Here is a 19,908-nt window from a genome sequence, read left to right on the forward strand (position 1 = left end):
TCAACCAATTCAATACAATAAATTGGTATCAACAAACTTGGCACACTATTGAGTTCTCAAACAACAGACACACCCGGCACCACCACAACCAAAACAGCCATGGATCGCTCCGGAGCAACTTTTCAAACTTACCCGAAACCGGAACCCTTTGCAAATCAGCAATCCTGCGATCCACAAACACTCCGGAAGGTCCCCACCCGCAACACGCACTCAAAAAAGCACCATATTCACAGGCCGTTTATCAGGGGGTCGGTCGCAAACTCTCCGCAACAGCGGCGGCGACTCGAATTACTCTACACGCCACCAGACCCCCACACAAATCCACCCCCCACACCACCCCCACACCCCCAAAAACCCCGCCACGGCGGGCAACCCAAGCCCCCTGCGGCCGCGTCCAGCACCCACAGCCCGGAAATCCACCCCTGTGTACCGGGTCACACCACGCGGCGGACCTGCCCGGGCCTCACCCGCCGACGAGCAGCCGCTGGACCTGCGGCAGGATCTTCGGGCCGCCGTCGGTCACGTACGGCGACCCACTGAGCGTGCGTTCCGGAACTTCCAGCTGCAGGTTATCGAACATCCAACTGACATTGGCATAGAGGTGGCGGGGAACGTCCACGGGACCGGACTGCCGTCCTCTACCCGGAACCCCGCCCCGGTCAATCCCGCCCCGGTCAGCCCCGGCCAGCATGTCCGCGATGATCCGGGCCCGCAGTGCCCACGGCGGCGTCGATCCGTCAAGCAGCCAGCGGACCACAAGATCCGTTATCAACGCGGTGGACTCCTCGGCCGGGGAAGCCGTCGGCTCGGCGGGGCAGCCCCACCGGGGCCGGCCGCCGTCGATCATCTTGCCGCCGGACGACGCAAGGACGCGCCGGCCTTTGTTTTTCCGGAGCGGCACGACCGTCGCTCCCGACGGCGGCCCGGGGCGACGTGGCCGGGGCGGGCGTTGCGCCGAAACCGACGCCTTGGCTAGGGTTGATGCTAAGCATGCTTAGCATGTGCGCGGCGTGCAAGCGTCCGCGCCAGGAGACAAGCAGCGGAAACACCCCAGCTGGGACCCGCCATCCGGAGGAGCATCATGACTGACCAGTACACCTTCAAAAACCCGGTAACAGCCTACGAGACGCTCACTGCGCCCGAGCAGAGCCAGCCTGCACCCGGCCTGGACGCCCGGATGACGCCTAAGGCCGACCTCGGCGAGGACAGCTACCGCGGCACCGGCCGGCTGGAGGGCCGCAAGGCGCTCATCACCGGCGCGGACTCCGGCATCGGCGCCGCCACGGCCATCGCGTTCGCCCGCGAAGGCGCCGACGTCGTAATGTCCTACCTGCCCGAAGAGGAGGAAGACGCCAGCCGGATCGCTGAGCTGATCGAAAAGGCAGGGCGCAAGGCGGTCAAGGTCCCGGGGGACCTCAAGGACTCCGCCACCTGCCGTGATCTGGTGGCTACTGCCGTGCAGGAACTCGGCGGCCTGGACATCCTGGTCAACAACGCCGGCAAGCAAGTGGCGCAGAAGGCGCTCGGCGACATCACCGACGTCGAGTTCGACCACACCTACAAAACGAATGTCTATGCCATGTTCTGGCTGACCAAAGAGGCCCTGCCGCACCTGCCGGCCGGGTCGAGTATCATCAACACCACCTCGATCCAGGCCTACAGCCCCTCGGAGACCCTGGTGGACTATGCCTCCACCAAGGCTGCGATCAACAACTTCACCAAGGGCCTGGCCCAGCAGCTCGCATCCCAGGGCATCCGGGTCAACGCCGTGGCGCCGGGGCCGATCTGGACACCGTTGCAGCCCAGCGGCGGGCAGCTCACCGAGGATCTGCCGGAGTTCGGCAAGGAAACCCCGCTGGGCCGCGCCGGCCAGCCGGCCGAGCTGGCCCCGGCGTATGTGTTCCTCGCCTCGGCTGAGTCCAGCTATGTGATCGGTGAAACCCTGAACGTCAACGGCGGACTGCCGACGCCGTAGCCGCAGCCTGGAGCGGCTACACCCGGACGGGCCCTTCCCTGCAGCGCTAAGCTGCGGCGGGAGGGCCCGTTTGTGACGGCGGCAGTCCGCTCCCCCGGTGGCCCCCAACTGACTCGCAGCAGGTGTCGTTTTGGGGGCTCAAAACGACACCTGCTGCGAGTCAGTTGGGATGCGGCACACCCGGGTTAAACAAAAGCAGGGCCCGTCAATGACGGACCCTGCTAGAAACCTTACGGTTCCGGACTCGTGAAGAGTTAGCTAAAAGCTAAGTCTTAGAGAGCCTGGATGTTTACGGCCTGGGGACCCTTGGGGCCCTGCTCGGTTTCGAAGGAGACCTTCTGGTTCTCTTCGAGGGAGCGGAAGCCGGAAGAGGCGATCGCGGAGTAGTGTGCGAAGACGTCCTGTGAGGAGTCATCGGGGGAAATGAAGCCGAAGCCCTTTTCAGCGTTAAACCATTTGACGGTACCAGTAGCCATTATTTTTTGTCCTTCGTGAAGGTGGAGGAAAAGTCCCGACTTTCGGGTCCTCCTGTGTGGGGTGCTCAAAACCGCTGCTTCAGAAGAACAAGGTCTTACAACCTTGCGTACTGCCTGAACTACGAACTGCATAAACACAACAACAAGAACAACCTTACAGGAGATTTCCGCGACGGATTACCACCACGGCCAACAGCACGTCCCGGGAAGGTGGCCCCGACCTTGCCCGGAGGCCTCGACCGCGTTCCGGAACGGGCATATCCTGCAGGGACGTCCCGCCTGAAACGCGGAGCCCGAGGCGACCGGGAGTTCACATGCAGATGCCCAAACCGTCCGAGAATGACAAGGAGCGCTTCCGCTCCGTGCTGCCGCCGCACCCCGACGTCGTGGTGCGGCCCATGTTCGGGAACCTGGGCGCATTCGTCAACGGCAACATGTTCGCGGGGTTGTTCGGCCCGGTCCTGGGCGTAAAGCTGTCAGCGCCCGACCGCGCCGAACTCGAGGCGAACCAGCGCACAGTGCCCTACGGACCCCCGGAACGGCCGATGCGTGACTACAGCGGCTTGCCCGAAGCTTGGCAGGACGACGGCGACAGCACCGGAGTGTGGGTGGCGAAGGCATATTCCCACGTCTCCGGGTTGCCGCCGAAACCGCCAAAGCCCCCGCGGGCCCGGAACTAGGCGGCGGAACTGCCGTGCCGGTCCAGGCCGTGCCGGTCCAGGCCGCAGATATCGCGACCGCGACTGCCGGGGAGCCGAACCGCAATGTAAATACCCTGGTGGTCGGCGGCGGGCAGGCGGGGCTGGCCATCAGCTACTGCCTGGGCCGGGCCGGCGTCGGGCATCAACTGCTGGAGCAGCGCGCGGAACTCGGCGGCGCCTGGCAGGACCGGTGGGACGGATTTTTCCTGAATACGCCGAATTTTTCGGTGGACCTGCCGGGAATGCCGTACGGGGGCCCTCATCCGGAGGCGTTCCTGCCCCGGGACGAGGTGATCGGGTACCTCCGGCGTTACGCGCAGGCCGCCGGCGTTCCGGTCCGCACCGGCACCGCCGTTACCCGCATCGCGCCCGATCGCGGCGGCTTCCACGTGGAGACCAGCGCCGGGCCGTGGCGGGCTGAGAACGTTGTGCTGGCCACCGGCGCCTACCAGGTCCCCCGAATCCCGGCACTGGCCAAGGACATCCCCGGGCACGTCCGGCAGCTTCACACCCATCAGTACCGGAATCCGCAGCAGCTGCCCGCAGGCGCGGTGCTGATCGTTGGGACCGGGCAGTCCGGCGGACAAATCGCCGAGGAGCTGCTTGCCGCCGGCCGGCTGGTCCATCTTGCCGTGTCCACCTGCCCGGAGGCGCCGCGCCGGTACCGCGGCCAGGACGTGATCCGCTGGCTGATGGAGCTGGCCCGGCACGGCCCCGACGTCGGCCTGAACGGTCTCCAGGTGGAGCAACTGCCCTCCCCGAAGGCCAGGTTTGCGTGCAATCCGCTGGTCTCGGGAGTCGACGGCGGCCACGACCTGCACCTGCGCGAACTGGGCCGGCGCGGGGTCCGACTGCACGGGCATCTGGAAGGAGTCGACGACGGCGACCTCGTCGTCAGCGATGACCTTGCCGAGCGCCTGGCGCAGGTGGAGGCAGCATTCGGCCAGCGGTTCCAGCCGATGATCGACGCCTACATCACGGCGGCCCGAATCCAGGCGCCCGCCGCCGAACCCCGGGCCGCCGATGACTGGCTCCCTCCCGCCCACAGCCGGCTCAACCTCGCCGCCGAGGGCATCACGAGTGTGCTGTGGGCCACCGGGTACCGGCTGGACCTCAGTATTCTGGATCTCCCTGTCCTGGATGAGTGGGGCTATCCGCGGCATCACCGCGGTGTCACTGAGTACCCCGGGCTGTATGCGGTGGGGCTGCCCTGGCTCACCGGGCATGGTTCGGCGCTGCTCTCCGGCGTGGGCCGGGACGCCGCCTTCATCGCGGAGCACATCGCGGCGCGCTGAGGCTCGCGGGCAGACTGGCACCCTCCACGCCCGCCGGGGCATACCGCGCTCCGGCGACGGGCGCGGCGGGCTGCTAGGCGCCGTGTTGGGGCCGGATTTCCTGGATCACCCAGCGGTTTCCGTCCGGGTCGCTGAAATAGGCGAACGCGAATCCGCCCAGGTCCTGGACATCACTGACGGGGGCTCCGCGGCGGAGCAGTTCGGTGCGGGTCGCCGCCATGTCCGGCACCGTGAGCTGGAGGCCCTCAAGGCTGCCCGGGACCATACCGGTCATGCCGGTGCCGATCACAATGGAGCAGGACGAACCCGGCGGGGTCAATTGCACCACCCGCATTCCCGGGATGTGCTCAACATCGTGGTCCAGGCCGAAGCCAAGCTGGTCAACATAGAAGGCCTTGGCCCGGTCCACGTCGGACACGGGCACCTGCACCACTTCAAGACGGAGTTCCATAAGCGCCACCCTACGTGAGCAGAGCCTGCCGGGCCCGAAGCGATACCGCGTGCCGATGGCAACCGTGCTTCGCGCCCACGCCAAGGCATCCAGGCAAAGCGTCCACGCTCCGCGCCCGGCACGGCGCCGCCGATTGCCGAGCCATACCCCGCCGGGGTATCATCGTGGGGCGTGACCGGCGCTGCTGACCGGCGCTGCTTCGGTGTTGTTGCAGTAGTACATAACCGCGATTCGGACCGGAAGGAGGAATCCCCATGTTCACCGCATTGCTAGGCCGAACTTCGGGCTTCCTTCGGCGCGCAGGCATGATGGCGGGCCTGCTGGCCCTCCTGGCCGGGATCTTCGGGATGCACCTTATGGCTGGCCCCCACTCCATGGCCGCATCCGACTCCACCCACACCGCGGAACTCCGTTCAGCCCCAACACCGGCGGGGAGCCATACCGGCCACGACGCCGGCGCGACACCGAGCGCGGAACAGCCGCCGTCGCACATGGCCGCATCCCGCACCGCGGCTGGTCACGACTCAGGCTGCCAGGAGGCCTCCTGCTTCGGACCGGGCGGGTGCGCCGAAATGTCGGGTATGGACCCGGCTTGTATTCCGCTGCCGGGCCAGGCCTCGCTCGCGGCCCCGCTGCCGGGCACCACCGTCTTCGGCGACGCCGGCCCACCGTACCAGGGGTCCGCCTGCCGCCACGTGTATCTGCCCGGGGCTCCTTCGCCCGGGGACCTCTGCATCAGCCGGACGTAAAGGCACTGCCCCGCGACTGCTTCACCGGCGCGGACCCCTTTGCCGTAGGCCCCTTGATCGGGCCTGTACTGCTGGCCGGCGACTGTTCCGCCCAGCGTTGTTCCCACAACGATCTTGAAGGACCCCAATTCCCATGAAAAAATCACTGACACTTTCCGCTGCCCTGGTTGCAACCACAGTGGCCCTGGCAGGTTGCGCTTCCGGAACTTCCGGTTCCGGAACTGCCGGAAGCACCATGCCGGAGATGAGCCACAGCGCGTCCGATATGCCGGGCAGCGCGGCCCCGATGGACACCGCGGCTCATAACGCGGAAGACACCATGTTTGTCCAAGGCATGATCCCGCATCACAGCCAGGCCGTGGAGATGAGTGACATCATCCTCGGCAAGCAGGACATCGACCCTCGGGTCACTGCCTTGGCCACCAAAATCAAGGCGGCGCAGGCCCCGGAGATCAGCACGATGACCGGCTGGTTGTCGGCGTGGAACGAACCCTCGGAGATGGCCGCAGGACACAGCATGAACGGCATGATGAGTGGAGAAGAGCTGGACAAGCTCAAGGCCGCGCAGGGACCTGAGGCAGCCCGGCTGTTCCTGACGCAGATGATCGCCCACCATGAGGGAGCCGTGGCAATGGCCAAAACTCAGATGGCGGAGGGCCAAAACCCTGACGCGCTGGCCCTGGGCAAGAACATCGCCTCGTCCCAGGAGGCAGAGATCCAGGAGATGCAGTCCCTGCTGGGCGGCATCTAAGCAGGATCCGGTGGCGTCGGCCCCCTGCCAAGGACCGGCGTCGCCGTCCGCCCACTCTTGAGTTCCTGCTGACTGGAGTTTTTTGATGACCACCCCCTCCCTCGCCCGTATCCGGACGTCCGCCGCCACAGTCGCGGCAGCAACCGTGATCCTTGTCCTGACCGCCTGCACGTCCACCCCGCCCGACGCGCCGCGGTCCGCTGCCAGCGGTGCCGCATCCGGGCTTCCGGACGCGCACGTTCATGGCCTGAGCGTCGACGGCGACACCGGCCAAGTGTTGCTGGCCACACATGATGGCCTGTTCGACGTCTCCAGCATTCCTGCCGCGAAGATTGGGCCCTCGCATGACCTGATGGGTTACACCAAGGCCTCAGACCCGGGCGTGTTTTACGCCTCCGGGCACCCGCAAGCCGGCTCGGACCTGCCCAGCCCGCTCGGCCTGATCAAGACCACGGACGGCGGCAGGACGTGGCAGCAACTCTCGCGACAGAATGAGTCAGACTTCCATGCCCTGGCCGCCACGAAGTCCGGAATCGTCGCCTATGACGGGACGCTTCGGACCAGCACCGATGGCATTGCGTGGCGGACCGTCGGCGCAGACTTTAGTCCGTTTGCCCTCGCCGGCAATCCCAATAGCGACACTGTTTTGGCCACCACAGAAGAAGGTATCCAGCGTTCCACCGACGGCGGGAGCACCTGGACGGCGGGCACCACGGCCCCGGTGATCCAGTTCGCCGCGTTCGCCAACACCGGTGAGGCAGTCGGCGTCGCCCCTGGCGGGACTGTGTACTACTCCCCCGACGAAGGTGTTTCCTGGCAGCAGCGGGGAACACCCACCGGCCAGGTCCACGCCGTTGCCGCAGCCGCTGCAGCGGACGGGACCCTCCAGGTCTGGGCCGCCACCTCTGCCGGCCTGGTTCGCTCCACAGACGGCGGAACCACCTTTCGGCCAGCCCATGCGGGCTGATCCCGCGGGCGTGGACGCCGGCTAGTTGACGGTGAGTTCGCCCATCCGGCCCCAGCCGTTGGATTCGATCTTCTCGCTAATGATTTCCGGGGTCTCCATCAGGGCCTGCGGCATGTCCGCCATGGCCTTGGTGAAGTGCGCACTGTTGACGTGCTCCCCCGCGGCGTCGTCCTTAAACGCCTCGACGAGAATGAACTCGTTCGGGTCTTCCACGCTGCGGGACCAGTCGAACCAGAGGTTGCCGGGTTCCTGGCGGGTGGCATCGGTAAAGTCGCGGGTCAGGTCCAGCCAGCGGTCGGTCCAGTCGGGCTTGACCTTGAATTTGACGACGATGAAGATCATTCGCTTTTTGCCTTCCGGCTCGGGGGCACGATTACAGTGCGGTACCCCAATAGTCTGTCTGGCTGCGGCCGCCAAGCCAAGACGGATTATCACGTGGTGAGAACACCCGGCGCAAAGTACCCGGGAACCGCCCTAGGCTGGGGTGGCTCCCGTCACACGATCGAAGGAGATGCTGGTGTCCGCGTCAAACCAGCTCCCCGCGTGCTCGACGCCGTCGCGTTCGCGGCCGAGCGGATCCTGCCCCAGCTGCCGCACTACCAGAAACTGGAATCCCGGGCCCTGCATCCCACGTGTTCCTCGACCAGGCTGGGCCTGGGCCCGGCCCTGACCGCCGTGGCCGGGGCCGTCGCCGGACGGGTGGAGGTCCCGGAGACTTGGGGCTGCTGCGCTTTCGCCGGTGACCGCGGCATGCTGCACCCGGAGCTGACAGCGTCGGCCACCCGGAAGCAGGCCTTCGAGGTGGCTGCGACGGGCGCCATGGCACACGCATCCTGTAACCGGACGTGTGAGCTCGGCATAACACGGGCCACCGGCAGCGAGTACCAGCATGTGCTGGAGCTGCTCGAGGAACGGACCCGCTAGCCAACTTCCCCGCGCGCCTACCCCCAGGGGTGCGCCGGCGCCGGTTCGCTTCCTGTCATACCCGCGTTACGAATGCGGGCGCAGGTTCTGCGATGGTTGCACCTCCCACAGTGGTCCCACTTCCATGCCGGCCCGCACCTGACGGGTAGGTCCACCGTCAACCCGACCGGATGGGCGTCCGGGGCATCGCAGGCCCCGAGCGGGGCGTGGCCACGATGGTCGCGGTGCGCGGGGACGTACTTGTTCGGCTGAGCGCTGTTTTATTGCGCGGAGCCCATGCCGGGCCGGACGGGCACAAACTCAATCTTGTTCCCGGTGTTCGTTTTGGTCCGGGGCGCCCGCGAGAAGCCCTTGGCGTCCAGGTTGTTCTTGGCCCGATAGTCAGCCAAAGCAGCGTCATAGGCCTGGTTCAACTGCGCCCCGGAGAACGCCTCAGCGGTGCCGTCCGCAAACGTGATGGTGATGGCGACGCTGTCCGGGAAGTGCCGCGGCATCCGAATGAAGCCGTCTACGTCCTGTTGGAGATTGATCAAGGGGGTTCCGCCTTTACTGGTTGAGGCTTCCAGTCTCCGGCATTCCGGGACGGACCGATGACCGCAGGCGTCCCGAGCCGGCCACGCGCCGGTGATGCAGCTGCCGCCCGCTGAATCTCCCCACGTTTGGCAGCTCACATCGGTATGGTGGGGAAATCCAGCTGACCCTGCTGGCGATGCACGCCTCAATGGGGCCCCAATGGTCCAAGTGAAAACCGAAGTGGTCCGTGTAAAAGGCCTTGGCCCGGTCCACATCGGAAACGGGCACCTGCACCACTTCAAGACGGAGTTCCGTAGCCGGATGCCTATGGGAACGGCAGGGTTCCGTGGACCCTTCATCGGCGGATCGCCTCATCCGAGGCTTGCCCCGGCAGTGATTCGGGCGAGGTCCGGCAGGGAAGTTGCCAGGGCCGCTGGCAGGACTTGCCGGCTGCAGGCGGGGCGGACACAATGACGACGTGAACGAATTCAATGACCTGCCCCGCGCTGAGTTCGCCTTCCCTGGGCCGTTACGCGAACTGCTCGTATCCGCCGTCGTCGATGGCAGTAAAACCACGACGGCGGCCCTGGCGGCGGAGTACCGGGTGGATGACGAACCGTTGCCGGAGGTTGGTGCCCGGCACGTGGTCATCGATTCGGCTGAGAAAGCCGTTGCGGTAATCGAAATAACAGATGTCCAAGTCGTCCCGCTGGCCGCCGTTTCATGGGAGCATGCCCGCGACGAAGGCGAAGGATATTCGTCCCTGGCCGAGTGGCGGGCCGAACATCAAAGCTTCTGGGACTGCGCGGAGATGCGCAGCTACCTCGGCGATGCTTCGTTCGTTGTGGACGACGGCACGGAGATAGTGCTCGAACGTTTCCGCGTCGTAAAACTGCTCTAAGGCGTTCCTTGGCTCTCGGCGCCGAGCGGAGCACTGAAGGAGTTCAGGAACGGTCGGGAGTTGCCGCCCCAAGGTTCCTCAAACCGGGCTATGACTTCGGGGCGGAGTTTGAGTTCGGCCTTCGTCTCATCCTGGACGGAATCGAAGCCGTGGACGCCCAATAGTCACCCGCAGAAGGGCGGATGGATGGCGCGCACGGAGGCCAGCGGAGCCCGCCGGAAAACCCTCATCCCCTGGGCCTGCGCGACTAGAATGACCGCATGACACCGCAGGAGCTGGCCAACCTGGCGCAGCTGCGCCGGGCGCGGGACCTGATCGACCGCCACTACGCCCGGCCGCTGGATGTGCCCACCATGGCCGCCGGTGCCCTGATGTCCCCGGCGCATTTCTCCCGCCGGTTCAAGGCCGCCTACGGCGAGACGCCGTACAACTACCTGATGACCCGGCGGATCGAACGGGCCATGGCGTTGTTGCGGGCCGGCGCCAGCGTGACGGATGCCTGCATGGAGGTGGGCTGTACCTCATTGGGATCGTTCAGCTCGCGGTTCACCGAGATCGTCGGCATGCCCCCGAGTGAGTATCGTTCCCGGCAGCACGACGCGGTGCAGGCCATGCCATTGTGCATCGCCCGGCTGCGCACGCGGCCCGCCCGGAAGCAGAGAGTGCAAACCGAGCAGGATTGAAGAAGCGCCGCCGCAGCCGCTCCCCTAGCGTGGGAGGCATGAACATTTCCTTGCAATACGCACAGATCACCGTCAACGACCTCGATGGGTCCCTCGCCTTCTACCGGGACGTCCTCGGCCTGGACGTCAGGAACGACGTCGGCTCGGACGGGCAGCGCTGGGTCACTCTCGGCAGCGCCGCCCAGCCCGATCTGGAGCTTGTGCTGTCCGTCCCGCACGCCGGCCGCTCCCAGGACGACGGCGACGCCCTCCAGCAACTGCTCGTTAAGGGCGCCCTCCCGATCCTGGTGTTCCGCACGGACGATCTGGACGCTACGTTCGAGTCGGTCCGGGCCGCCGGTGCCGAAGTGCTCCAGGAACCCATCGTCCAGCCGTGGGGCCCGCGCGACTGCGCGTTCCGGGACCCGTCCGGAAACATGGTGCGTTTCAACCAGGCTGCCTAACCCCTCCCCTACCGGCGGCGGCCCGGCGCCGCCTCGGCCATGGCCCCAGCGCGGGTGCCAGCCGGCGTGGGCACCCGGCTCGCGGCGTCCCGGCCGTCGTCGTTCTGACGGATCCGGCGTCCGACGGCGCGTCCCACGGCCATCGAAAGCCGGTGGGCGGGCTGTTCCACGTACCGGTAGAAGAGCTCGGCCGCCGCAAACGAGGCGGCCACGGAGATCGCGAGCGCCAGGGGAAGCGAGACGGAGCGGAACAAGGTGACACCGGCCAGGATGATCGGCAGGTGCACCAGGTAAAGGCTGAAGGACACCCGTCCCAGCCACTGGGCCGCGGCCGAGTCGCCGAGCCGTTTCGCCGCGCCGCAGGAGACGAAGAGCAGGACGATCAGCGCCGCGCCGACGGTCACCAGGGCCTCGACGCCGGGGATCGGTTCCTCGCGGCTGACCCATTCCGCGTTGGCCAGGAAGAGGCCGACGGCGGCCACCAGGAACCAGGCGGCGCGCGGCCAGGACCGGGTCAGGTTCCGGATCCGCTCCCGTTCCACGCCGAGGACGGCCCCGACGGCGAAGATCGGGAGGTAGATCAGCGCGTCCATGTGGTGCACGCCGCCTACCGCGGCCAGCAGCAAGGCCAGGCCGATTTTCACGAACCACACGCGCCGCCAGCGCAGGGCGAGGAAGACGTAGGCCGGCAGCAGCAGGGAGAACGCGACCTCCCATTTGAGCGACCACAGCGGGGTGTTGATGGTGCTTGCGTTCAGCATCAGCAGACCGTCCTTGAGGACCTGCACCACCGTGGGGTTGACCACGTACATGTCCGCCCAGGCACTCTGCAGGGGTGACGCAGTGCGGGGAATCATCGCAATCAACGCCACGGCTGCGGCCAGCGACGCCCAGGCCGGCAGGTAGAGGCGGAAGAACCGCTTGGCGTAGTACTGCGCCCAGCTTGGGACCGCGCCGGGCCTGGTGAACGGCAGCACCAGGACAAAGCCGGAGAGGACAAAAAAGACGTGCACCGCCGGTGTTCCGTTCCAGAGGATATGCAGCGGAGAGAAGACCGCCCACGTCTCGGCGGTGTTGAGATCCACGGCCCGGTTGCTGAAGACGCCCCCGATTCCCGGCAGTGTGGACACCACGTGGCAGGCGACTACTAGCAGGGCGGCGATCCCCCGGAGGCCGTCCAGTTGGGTGACTCGTGTTTGACCAGACTTCGAAAGCATTCACTCTACGTTACCAGTTCGTTATATTGGCGGGGTCGCGCTCCCGTCGCGCAGCGGCCACGGGCTCCATCCGCCGGCCACCTCCCGCAGCCGGACCTCGGCGTCGCGCAGGCGATCTTCGGCGGCCGGGCCGGGTTCGCCCCGTCCACTTTCGGAACCGGACCCGTCCCACGCAGTCAGGGCGTATTCGCTCCACCGCTGGCGGCCCACCGGGTAGCGTTCGCTGTATCCGCCGGCCGCGACCGTGAGCACCAGCCGCTCCAGACGGTCCGCTGTTGTTTCCACTGTTTCGTCGCAGGCATCACAGCCGCACACCGGAAACGGGAAGTCATGCAGCACCCCGGCATGCACCATCACACCCGGGTACCCGGTGAACACGAAGGTCAGGGACGCGGCGTCGGGATCCCGCGGGATGATTTTGACGGCCTGCAGGACGCTCGGCCCCTGCATCAGCAGCTCCCCGGCATGGGCCGGATCGTCCTGGGCGTCGACGTCGTACACGGCGGTGAGATGCTCGATCAACGCACGGGCGACGGTGTGAAGCCCGGCGAAACGCTCCGGGTGGCTGTCCACGCTGTACGTATCCTGGTCGGGTCCGTCAGCACCCCAGTGCCGGCCGTACGGAATCGGCGTCCCGTCACTGGAGTAGTAGGTGGTCACCGGCAGGTCCGGCCGGACGTAGCAGGGCTGCCCCGCTGCAAGGGATACCGGTACGGGCGGGCGTGCCGGCGGCTCGTCCGGATCGTCCCGGGCCCAGTCCAGCAGGGCGGCGATGAGCCCGCGGACCGCATCGTCGTCGGCGCCGCGCAGCCCCTCGAGCAGGCGGGAAACCTCGTACTGCCGGTCCCGGTTTCCGACCGTAGGAGCGGCCCCTTCGTAGGCGTTCCACTGCGCGTCCGGCCGGAGCGCGGCGATGGTGTTCCCGGCGAAGATGGCCGCCGCCGCCTGGAGCGTGCTGTCGATGGCAATCCCGGAGCCGAACGTGCGCAGGAACCCGATGAGCCGCTCCGGGTCGGACGCCAGCTCCTCGGGCCGCATTCCCTGCGCGGTGCTGAACTCCATAAACGGGGCGTACCCGCCCAGGTGCCGGACAACGGCCGGGCCCGGTCCTGGCCGGTACAGTGCGGTGCGCCGCGGCATCGGCTCCGGCATGTCGGCGGGCTGCCCTTCGAAGATGTCCTCGCTGATCCCCATAGCGCCGATCCTAGCCGGAAGGACCGCGGGGGCCGAGACTTCGCCTTTGTGCGGGAGCAGTCCCAAGCCCGCTTAGCGGAGGGCAACGGGTCAACAGGTTTTGTCACACAGTTAACTAGTCATTCACATGGTCCACAAGACTTGTCCAACCACCCTCCGTACGGTCGGAGGCATGGACAACATTTCACGCAGATCCGTTCTTTCCGCCGGCCTCGGGGCCGGGCTCGTCGCCGCCTGGCCGGGTGCCGCCGTCGCCGTTTCCACCGCGGACGACGCCGGCCTCCGCACCGATCCGTTCCAGCTGGGCATCGCCTCCGGCGAGCCGTGGCCGGACGGCTTCGTGATCTGGACCCGGCTGGCGCTGGACCCCATCGCTGGGGACGGTCTGGGCGGCATGCCGTCGCGCAACGTCGCGGTGGCCTGGGAAGTGGCGGAGGACGCGGGCATGCGCAAAGTGGTAGCCCGCGGCGTCGAGCACGCCCGGATCGAGACCGCGCACTCGGTGCACGTGGAGCTGAAGGGCCTGCGCCCGGGGCGCGAATACTTCTACCGGTTCCGCACCGGCCGGCACGTCAGCGCGGTGGGCCGCACGCTCACCAGCCCGGCGCCGCACGAGACGCCGGCGGCGCTGGCCATGGCGTTCGCTAGCTGCGCCCAGTACGAGCACGGCTACTTCACCGCCTACGCGCGGCTGGCGCAGGACCACCCGGACCTGGTCCTGCACCTGGGCGATTACCTGTACGAGTACAAGAAGGACAGCTATGTGATCGGCGGCGGCAACCCGCGCGACCATGCGGGCCCGGAGACCGTCAACCTGGCCGGCTACCGGCAGCGGCACGCCCAGTACAAGGCCGACGCCGATCTGCAGGCCGCGCACGCGGTGGCGCCGTGGCTGGTGGTGTGGGATGACCATGAGGTGGATAACAACTGGGCGGACGAGGTCCCGGAGAACCAAGATGCCGGTCAGCTGAACGACACCACCGAACATTTCCGCCAGCGCCGCGCCGCAGCGTTCCAGGCGTACTACGAGAACATGCCGCTGCGGGCCTCCTCCGTGCCGGCGGGTGCCGACATGAAGATCTACCGGAAGCTGCAGTGGGGCCAGCTGGCGAACTTCCACATGATGGACACCCGGCAGTACCGGGACGACCAGCTCGCCGGCGACGGCTGGCAGAAGAACATCGCCGGGCGCCTGGCCGAGGACCGCACCATCACCGGCGCGGAGCAGGAGAAGTGGCTGCTGGACGGGTTCAAGAACTCCACCCAGCGCTGGGACGTCCTGGGCCAGCAGGTGTTCTTCGCCGAGCGGGACCGGGACAAGGCGCCGGAGATCGACGACGTCTCCATGGACGGGTGGGACGGCTACGCCGCGTCGCGCCGCCGGATCACCCAGGGCTGGGTGGACGCCAAGGTGCGCAACGCCGTGGTCCTCACCGGCGACGTGCACCGCAACTGGGCCAACGACGTCAAGGTGGACTACAAGGACCCGGCGTCACCCGTGGTGGGTTCGGAGCTGGTGTGCACGTCGATCTCGTCCACCGGTAATGGCTCAGGCTCCACGACGGACGCGACCATGGCCTGGAACCCGCACCTGAAGTTCTACAACGACAACCGCGGCTACGTGAACACCCGAATCACCAAGGACGCCATGACCGCGGACTTCCGGACGCTGGACTACGTCACGACGCCGGGAGCCCCGGTCAGCACGAAGGCTTCGTTCGCGATTCGGGACGGGGTGCCGGGGCTGCAGTAGCGGCAGTCCCCCGGCCCGACGCCAATCACGACTAGATGCATGTGGGCTGGTAGGCGGGATCAGCGGGCCCGGACACCCTGCCCAGTGCGTGGGCCACAAGCTGGTGCACCACGGGGTTGTTGGGCGTCTGGTCATGTTCGAAGGCGTCGGCCGGGCATTTGTCCTGGATGGTGATGTTGGTGACCTGCCGCGCCGGCCCGCTGAGGAACTGGCTGTTGTAGGGAATGACCACTTCGTCGTGCACCGTGGAGATGACGGTATAGGAGGGTCCCGCCACGGTGTCGCCGATGGAGTTGAGCTTCTGCATGAAGGGCGACCCCGCCTGCTGGTCGGCGCAGGCGGCACAGCCCGCGCCGGTGTAGTTGGGATCAGGGACGGCGCCCGGCTGCGGGACGATCACGCCTTCGGTGCCGTGGTTGGAGGGTGCGATCCCGATGAGCTGATGGACATTCTTTGCGCCGCGGAGAAAGCCCATGTAGTAGCGGGGTAGCCCGACCGTTATGAAGGTAGAACAAATAGCAGTCGTCAATCAGTGGCTCGCTGCATGCGAGCTTGGATGGATCTAATGCGACAGCATAGAAGAAGCTCATGATTGGGAACTGAACTTGCGCGACCAAAGGCTTCCCCCGTCAACCGAGTGTCACCAACCTAATGGCTCAGTACAGCTAGACGAATCAATGGGCCCTCCCTTCCGTGGAGAAATCCGCTCCAGGGCGCTATTCTTCGGTTGCTTTTACTTGCCTCGGCGGCCGCGCGGGAGATCGAGCGAGGTTCTCAGTTCGTCGCCGGCTGGCTGCCGCGGCTCCCTGCAAGTTCTCTGATGCCCGGCAATCGGAGACTCACCGGAACTTGGAGTTCGGACGGCCTCCAGGAGTCTATAGGTGGATGGATGACCGCGCTGTCTGTCCATCGAAAAGTGGCGCTGTCGGGAGGGACGAGAGTTAACAATTCTCTCCCACCGAGCTCCCTAATGCCCAAGACATGCGAAGCAGATATCGACTCATCGGTGAAGACCGACGAATCGAAGGTCACTTGAACCAGACGCCATTCACGCCCGTACTGACGGCACTTGTTAAATTCATTGCGACTTAGGTGGAACGTGCCCTCACTCGCGCTTGTCGTGCTCTTAACCTCAAGTCTCTGCTTGGACGGCGTATGAATCTCAATGTCGTAGCCGTAGGCGTTCGAGACATCAGCAACATGCAGCGCAAAATAACCAGCCTCCGCAGCCGCGGCTAAAACGACTAGCTCTCCTGCCCTGCCCAATGCCTCGCGCAAGGGTTCCAGATAGTGCCTAGCCAGCCCTGAAGCCGCCTCGACGAGCAGCTGGTCCAGATATGGTTCCAGCCACTCCAAGTCACGGAGGTCATCCGACGGAATATATTCACGAAACACCGTCCCGCCCCGCACGGCCAGCGATATCCATGGTGGTGGATCCAATCTGAGCAACAAAGAAGAAATGGCGATCAATGTGGGGCGGTCCGCTCGTTCTGACAGGGCAGACAACACCTGATCGAGCCGAACTGTGTCTGAGATCTTGACCAGGCCCAACCGGAGGATTCCCTGTGCACACCCGTCGAGATCTACTGCCCCCGCCATAAATGAGCTCCGGCCCCGAGCGGCAGCAGTCCATGCGTCAACATCGGGGTGACTCCGATGCCTTGCTGCGTTAGCCAGAAGGAAGATGCCTGAAGCCGCGCCGTGCGTGGGAAGCACTACGCACCGCCACGACTCAGATGAGCAGCCACCGCAGAAAGGTCGTCTTCGAATGCGGGGCGTTCGTCGTGGACCTCGTCTGATTCTGGCAACGCGACACGAACCAGGCCGGGATCGTTCATGAGCTTCGAAAGCGCCCGCACCTTGTCTCGAAGACGTTCATCCACAGTCTGATCGATAGTGTTCTCGCTCAAAAGCAGCGTGAAACGCGTCTCGACGTCTTTCGACAGCCCCAGGCGATGAATGCGGTCCTGGCTCTGCAGAAAGTGGCCAGCGTTGAATGTCCGGTCGAGGTAGATGGCGTGATGACACCAGTGATGCAGGCTGATACCTTCACCGCAGGCAGCGGGGTTGGCCAGCAGTACGCTGCAGTCCGGGTCGTTCCGGAACCTGTCAAGCTCAGCCTCACGAGTCACCACATCAGGCGGTGCCCCGTCCTCCGTGGGAACGCCCCCGTGGACAACGGCCGGGTTGAAGTCGCCCAACTCACGGGCCAGCGCCCGGATGTTACGAACGAAGGTGGACCACACCAACACCTTCTCACCGGCCGCCGCTGCCTTCTGTACCGTGTCCCTCACATAGGCGTACTTCCACGGCTTCTCAAACTCGCGATACTCCGCGAGAAGGTGGCCAAGGGCTTCGTCGCCCTGAACTGGAAGGGGCGGATGGGTGAATCCGTCCTCATCAGCGGAATCGGATCCGGCAACGAGCAGAGCTGGATTCGCCGCCGCTTCCAGCAGATACATGGTGATACGCCCGATCCGGTTGAACTCGCGTCTAGACTCCTTCGCTAGCGCAAAAGTGCCGCGGTACCGGCCAACGAGGGCGTCATAGATCGCGCTCTGGATTCTCCCCATCGGCTCCTGCACAACATTGAAGACTGGGTCAGGGAGTCCCAGACTCGACTTGGGCGTCCGCACGAAGTACTTCGCGATGGCAGCGCTCGTCTCCACCAGAACGTCCTCGTCACGTCCCCTCTGCTCGACATAGGCGTCAGCAGGAAGAATCTGTCGATCCTGTCCTGGGTAGAGAAAGCGCATGGGCGCTACTAGGTCAAAGGCTCCTTGCGGTGCAGGGGTACCGGTGAGCACATCCCGTCGCTTGGCGACATAGGCCAGGTCCAGTACCGCCCGGCCATGGACCCCGAGGGAACCACGCTTGATGCGATGAGCTTCGTCGAGAATGACGTGAGTTGGAGCCTTGGAAACAAAGTCGCGGATGCGGTCGTAGTCGGCCGCCACGCGATTGTAGTTGGTCAGAAGGATGTCCGTGTTTACGGGAACTACAGAGCCTGGTCCGCCGTGGACCGCTATGTGTGGGGCTACTTCGATGCACTCCCGAGAGTCATCCTTCCATGCTTGAAACGCTGCGATGGGGGCGATGACGAGCAGGCGACTCACCTCTCCCCTTGCTCGGTGAAGGGTGTGTCCGGCAAGCGCAACCGTCGTCTTGCCGGCTCCGGGAACTGAGAAGTCGGCACCGTGCGGAAGGCGAAGTATTGAAGCTAAGTTGTCCAATTGGAACGCCCGCAGCTCACGCTTAAAGCCGCTTTCTCGCAACTCCTGGGCGAGTGCCGAGGCTGACTCTGCCGAGACCGGCTCCTCAATGGCCCTCTCCCGGGCCCTGCGGTCAGCGGCCAGGGACTGTAACTGTGCTGTGAGCCGAGGCTGAATCACAAGTTGTTCGCCGAAGAAGATCCTGACCTCCCGCACGCCAGATAGCTCGGCCAGGAATACTTCGGCGCGAACTTCGATGGAGTCCTTCGAACCACCGACCACGCCCCGCGAAAGGAGTGTTTGAAGGTGCGCCCAGGCGCCTCCACCCGGTGATGAGTCCCGCGCGATGACGATGGTCGGACGTTCCGTGTCAAGGAGCTCGATGGAGATCAAATGCTGCCCTCGTATTCCTCAACAAGGGCTCGCACTTGCTTGATCCGCAATCCCATCGCGTTCTCGTCGAACTCTACGAAGGAGCGGGCCTTGGGCAATGCGCTCAATGCCCGCTGGAGCTCCGCAATCGCTTTCTCGGTCCGGGAGACAGGGGCCGTGATCGCCGTTTGGTCTCTCTGATCCTCTTCGGCCTCATCGGCTGCCGCGGTGATCGCACTCCGAACCGTCTCCAGGATCGCTTGAGCGGCGACCGAACCCGCACCTTCAAGGGTCACCGTGTCTTCAGGGCGCTTCTGAGCGAGAAAGGAAAGCAAGCCGTTCAGCGGCCCAGGGGTGGGAGCCTCACCCAAGACATCGTCGAAGATGTCCGCCCCCGTGGTCGGAAGGCTGTCGCCGACGGTCCTGATGAGCTGAATGAGTGACGGGTCGGACTCCAGTTCCCGGCTAACAAGCTGGGCGGCGTCGGCACGTCGCAGATTGCGCAACTTCCGGTAATTTACGTTTGCGAGCGTTCCGAGGAAGTAGACCGATCGGACGGACTCTGCTTCCGCCGGTGCCTTGTTCTTGACATGCTTCGCCAGCTCGTCGAACGCGGACTCGTTCACGTTGAAGTCGATGTGCAGCCTCGCCCCCTTGGAGAGGCCCACGAGCTGATGGACGTGCTGCAGCTTCTCGTAGAGGGATCGAACGTCAGCAATCTCTCTATGCATCCGGGTCGCGACGCGGCCGAAGTCCTTATTTTCTCTTTCGTACAGCTCTTCGATGAGGAGAGCCTCGTTGATCCAGGCATATTCCTGCTTAAAATCCCGCGCAACCTGCAACTCGGTCTCAAGGTCAACCAGCTCGGCTGGTGTCGCGTCGGCCGGCAAGACCAAGCACTTCACGTAGCGAGCGCCGGGAACATCATCATCCGTGAACAGGCTCCTGAGCGCGGCGGTGCGTCGGTTGCCGTTGATGAGCACGCCGTCGGCCGTGGTGATGGCAGGATCTTGCTGCCCGCGATCTCGGAGATCTTGCTTTAGCTCCGGGAATCCTTCTTGGCCCCGAAGGATCGCGTACTGGGCGTCCTGAGCTGTCGGCCCAAGGGGATCTGCGGTGAAAAGGTCGGACCTCCCGGTCTTGGCGATCTCACGCAGCTGTTCGGCTCTCGTCCGGTGGTTCATCGTGGAGAAGCGAACCCAGTCGGCCTCGAGTTCCACAAGGTCGAGTTCCTTCGACTGACGGGGCCATGCGGGAACGTGGACGCGACCGAGTAGTGCCCTCGCCTCGATGAAGTTGGCTCGTTCCTGATCAAGGAATGGATTGGTCAT

The 19,908-nt window shown here is 65.3% G+C and carries 22 protein-coding genes and 1 pseudogene; 11 read left to right on the top strand and 12 right to left on the bottom strand.

The genetic code is table 11. The features are described 5' to 3' along the window. Positions 1 to 463: 463 nt before the first annotated feature. Positions 464 to 901: a hypothetical protein gene (locus tag QMG72_RS10540; RefSeq protein WP_283480463.1), complete on the bottom strand. Its 438-nt coding sequence runs from the start codon at positions 899 to 901 to the stop codon at positions 464 to 466. Positions 902 to 1,081: 180 nt separating this feature from the next. On the opposite strand from QMG72_RS10540, the gene QMG72_RS10545 reads away from it, so the two are divergent. Next, a complete protein-coding gene (locus QMG72_RS10545) occupies positions 1,082 to 1,975 on the top strand; it encodes a glucose 1-dehydrogenase (RefSeq protein WP_283480464.1) in 894 nt (297 codons plus the stop codon). 272 nt (positions 1,976 to 2,247) lie between these two features. On the opposite strand, the gene QMG72_RS10550 is transcribed toward QMG72_RS10545, so the two are convergent. Beyond that, positions 2,248 to 2,451 carry a cold-shock protein gene (locus tag QMG72_RS10550; protein WP_024365339.1) on the bottom strand — a complete coding sequence of 68 codons (204 nt, stop codon included), beginning with the start codon at positions 2,449 to 2,451 and terminating at the stop codon, positions 2,248 to 2,250. A 314-nt stretch (positions 2,452 to 2,765) separates the two neighbouring features. On the opposite strand from QMG72_RS10550, the gene QMG72_RS10555 reads away from it, so the two are divergent. Both QMG72_RS10555 and QMG72_RS10560 read left to right on the top strand, forming a co-directional pair. Then, on the top strand, positions 2,766 to 3,131 hold the full coding sequence (locus QMG72_RS10555) for a TfoX/Sxy family protein (protein WP_226774991.1): 366 nt from the start codon (positions 2,766 to 2,768) through the stop codon (positions 3,129 to 3,131). A gap of 50 nt (positions 3,132 to 3,181) precedes the next feature. After that, positions 3,182 to 4,447, top strand: coding sequence for a flavin-containing monooxygenase (locus QMG72_RS10560; RefSeq protein WP_283480583.1), 1,266 nt, complete (start codon positions 3,182 to 3,184; stop codon positions 4,445 to 4,447). Between the two features lie 73 nt (positions 4,448 to 4,520). On the opposite strand, the gene QMG72_RS10565 is transcribed toward QMG72_RS10560, so the two are convergent. Further along, the gene (locus tag QMG72_RS10565) at positions 4,521 to 4,898 is read right to left on the bottom strand and encodes a VOC family protein (RefSeq protein WP_282360190.1); all 378 of its coding nucleotides are present in this window, start codon (positions 4,896 to 4,898) and stop codon (positions 4,521 to 4,523) included. A 254-nt stretch (positions 4,899 to 5,152) separates the two neighbouring features. Here QMG72_RS10565 and QMG72_RS10570 point away from each other — a divergent pair, with 254 nt between their 5' ends. The 3 genes from QMG72_RS10570 (at position 5,153) to QMG72_RS10580 (ending at position 7,365) form a co-directional block, all read left to right on the top strand. Continuing rightward, positions 5,153 to 5,647 carry a hypothetical protein gene (locus QMG72_RS10570; protein ID WP_282360189.1) on the top strand — a complete coding sequence of 165 codons (495 nt, stop codon included), beginning with the start codon at positions 5,153 to 5,155 and terminating at the stop codon, positions 5,645 to 5,647. Positions 5,648 to 5,780: 133 nt separating this feature from the next. Next, positions 5,781 to 6,398: a DUF305 domain-containing protein gene (locus tag QMG72_RS10575; protein ID WP_283480467.1), complete on the top strand. Its 618-nt coding sequence runs from the start codon at positions 5,781 to 5,783 to the stop codon at positions 6,396 to 6,398. Between the two features lie 85 nt (positions 6,399 to 6,483). Beyond that, on the top strand, positions 6,484 to 7,365 hold the full coding sequence (locus QMG72_RS10580) for a F510_1955 family glycosylhydrolase (protein ID WP_283480468.1): 882 nt from the start codon (positions 6,484 to 6,486) through the stop codon (positions 7,363 to 7,365). Positions 7,366 to 7,386: 21 nt separating this feature from the next. Here QMG72_RS10580 and QMG72_RS10585 read toward each other — a convergent pair whose 3' ends face one another. Then, entirely contained in the window at positions 7,387 to 7,707 is a 321-nt protein-coding gene (locus tag QMG72_RS10585; RefSeq protein ID WP_226774996.1) for a putative quinol monooxygenase, read from the bottom strand. Between the two features lie 195 nt (positions 7,708 to 7,902). On the opposite strand from QMG72_RS10585, the pseudogene QMG72_RS10590 reads away from it, so the two are divergent. Continuing rightward, positions 7,903 to 8,289: pseudogene (locus tag QMG72_RS10590) on the top strand (FAD-binding oxidoreductase); the annotation flags it as partial. Positions 8,290 to 8,549: 260 nt separating this feature from the next. Here QMG72_RS10590 and QMG72_RS10595 read toward each other — a convergent pair. Beyond that, the gene (locus QMG72_RS10595; RefSeq protein WP_226774997.1) at positions 8,550 to 8,822 is read right to left on the bottom strand and encodes a hypothetical protein; all 273 of its coding nucleotides are present in this window, start codon (positions 8,820 to 8,822) and stop codon (positions 8,550 to 8,552) included. 13 nt (positions 8,823 to 8,835) lie between these two features. After that, positions 8,836 to 9,177 carry a VOC family protein gene (locus QMG72_RS17845; RefSeq protein ID WP_396021275.1) on the bottom strand — a complete coding sequence of 114 codons (342 nt, stop codon included), beginning with the start codon at positions 9,175 to 9,177 and terminating at the stop codon, positions 8,836 to 8,838. Between the two features lie 103 nt (positions 9,178 to 9,280). Here QMG72_RS17845 and QMG72_RS10605 point away from each other — a divergent pair, with 103 nt between their 5' ends. From QMG72_RS10605 to QMG72_RS10615, 3 genes are all read left to right on the top strand, one after another. Further along, positions 9,281 to 9,703 (top strand): ASCH domain-containing protein, encoded by a 423-nt coding sequence (locus QMG72_RS10605; RefSeq protein ID WP_282360185.1) that lies wholly within the window; start codon positions 9,281 to 9,283, stop codon positions 9,701 to 9,703. A gap of 260 nt (positions 9,704 to 9,963) precedes the next feature. Continuing rightward, on the top strand, positions 9,964 to 10,386 hold the full coding sequence (locus tag QMG72_RS10610; protein WP_283480469.1) for a helix-turn-helix transcriptional regulator: 423 nt from the start codon (positions 9,964 to 9,966) through the stop codon (positions 10,384 to 10,386). A 38-nt stretch (positions 10,387 to 10,424) separates the two neighbouring features. After that, positions 10,425 to 10,829 carry a VOC family protein gene (locus QMG72_RS10615; protein ID WP_283480471.1) on the top strand — a complete coding sequence of 135 codons (405 nt, stop codon included), beginning with the start codon at positions 10,425 to 10,427 and terminating at the stop codon, positions 10,827 to 10,829. Between the two features lie 8 nt (positions 10,830 to 10,837). Here QMG72_RS10615 and QMG72_RS10620 read toward each other — a convergent pair whose 3' ends face one another. Both QMG72_RS10620 and QMG72_RS10625 read right to left on the bottom strand, forming a co-directional pair. After that, positions 10,838 to 12,046 carry an acyltransferase family protein gene (locus QMG72_RS10620; protein WP_283480472.1) on the bottom strand — a complete coding sequence of 403 codons (1,209 nt, stop codon included), beginning with the start codon at positions 12,044 to 12,046 and terminating at the stop codon, positions 10,838 to 10,840. A 21-nt stretch (positions 12,047 to 12,067) separates the two neighbouring features. Further along, complete coding sequence (locus QMG72_RS10625) at positions 12,068 to 13,240, bottom strand: DUF6226 family protein (protein ID WP_282360181.1); 1,173 nt, start codon at positions 13,238 to 13,240, stop codon at positions 12,068 to 12,070. A 172-nt stretch (positions 13,241 to 13,412) separates the two neighbouring features. On the opposite strand from QMG72_RS10625, the gene QMG72_RS10630 reads away from it, so the two are divergent. Then, on the top strand, positions 13,413 to 14,993 hold the full coding sequence (locus QMG72_RS10630; protein ID WP_282360180.1) for an alkaline phosphatase D family protein: 1,581 nt from the start codon (positions 13,413 to 13,415) through the stop codon (positions 14,991 to 14,993). Positions 14,994 to 15,024: 31 nt separating this feature from the next. On the opposite strand, the gene QMG72_RS10635 is transcribed toward QMG72_RS10630, so the two are convergent. The 4 genes from QMG72_RS10635 to QMG72_RS10650 all read right to left on the bottom strand — a co-directional run bounded on the left by QMG72_RS10635 (position 15,025) and on the right by QMG72_RS10650 (position 19,908). Further along, positions 15,025 to 15,468, bottom strand: a complete 444-nt coding sequence (locus QMG72_RS10635; RefSeq protein ID WP_282360179.1) for an alpha/beta hydrolase family protein — start codon at positions 15,466 to 15,468, stop codon at positions 15,025 to 15,027. A 299-nt stretch (positions 15,469 to 15,767) separates the two neighbouring features. Then, positions 15,768 to 16,592 (bottom strand): protein NO VEIN domain-containing protein, encoded by an 825-nt coding sequence (locus QMG72_RS10640; RefSeq protein WP_282360178.1) that lies wholly within the window; start codon positions 16,590 to 16,592, stop codon positions 15,768 to 15,770. Between the two features lie 116 nt (positions 16,593 to 16,708). Then, positions 16,709 to 18,598: a DEAD/DEAH box helicase gene (locus tag QMG72_RS10645; RefSeq protein WP_282360177.1), complete on the bottom strand. Its 1,890-nt coding sequence runs from the start codon at positions 18,596 to 18,598 to the stop codon at positions 16,709 to 16,711. Continuing rightward, positions 18,595 to 19,908, bottom strand: a complete 1,314-nt coding sequence (locus tag QMG72_RS10650) for a ParB N-terminal domain-containing protein (protein WP_282360176.1) — start codon at positions 19,906 to 19,908, stop codon at positions 18,595 to 18,597. The genes QMG72_RS10645 and QMG72_RS10650 overlap by 4 nt, the downstream gene beginning before the upstream one ends.

It is taken from the genome of Pseudarthrobacter sp. PH31-O2, from assembly GCF_030063265.1.
Lineage (GTDB): Bacteria > Actinomycetota > Actinomycetes > Actinomycetales > Micrococcaceae > Arthrobacter.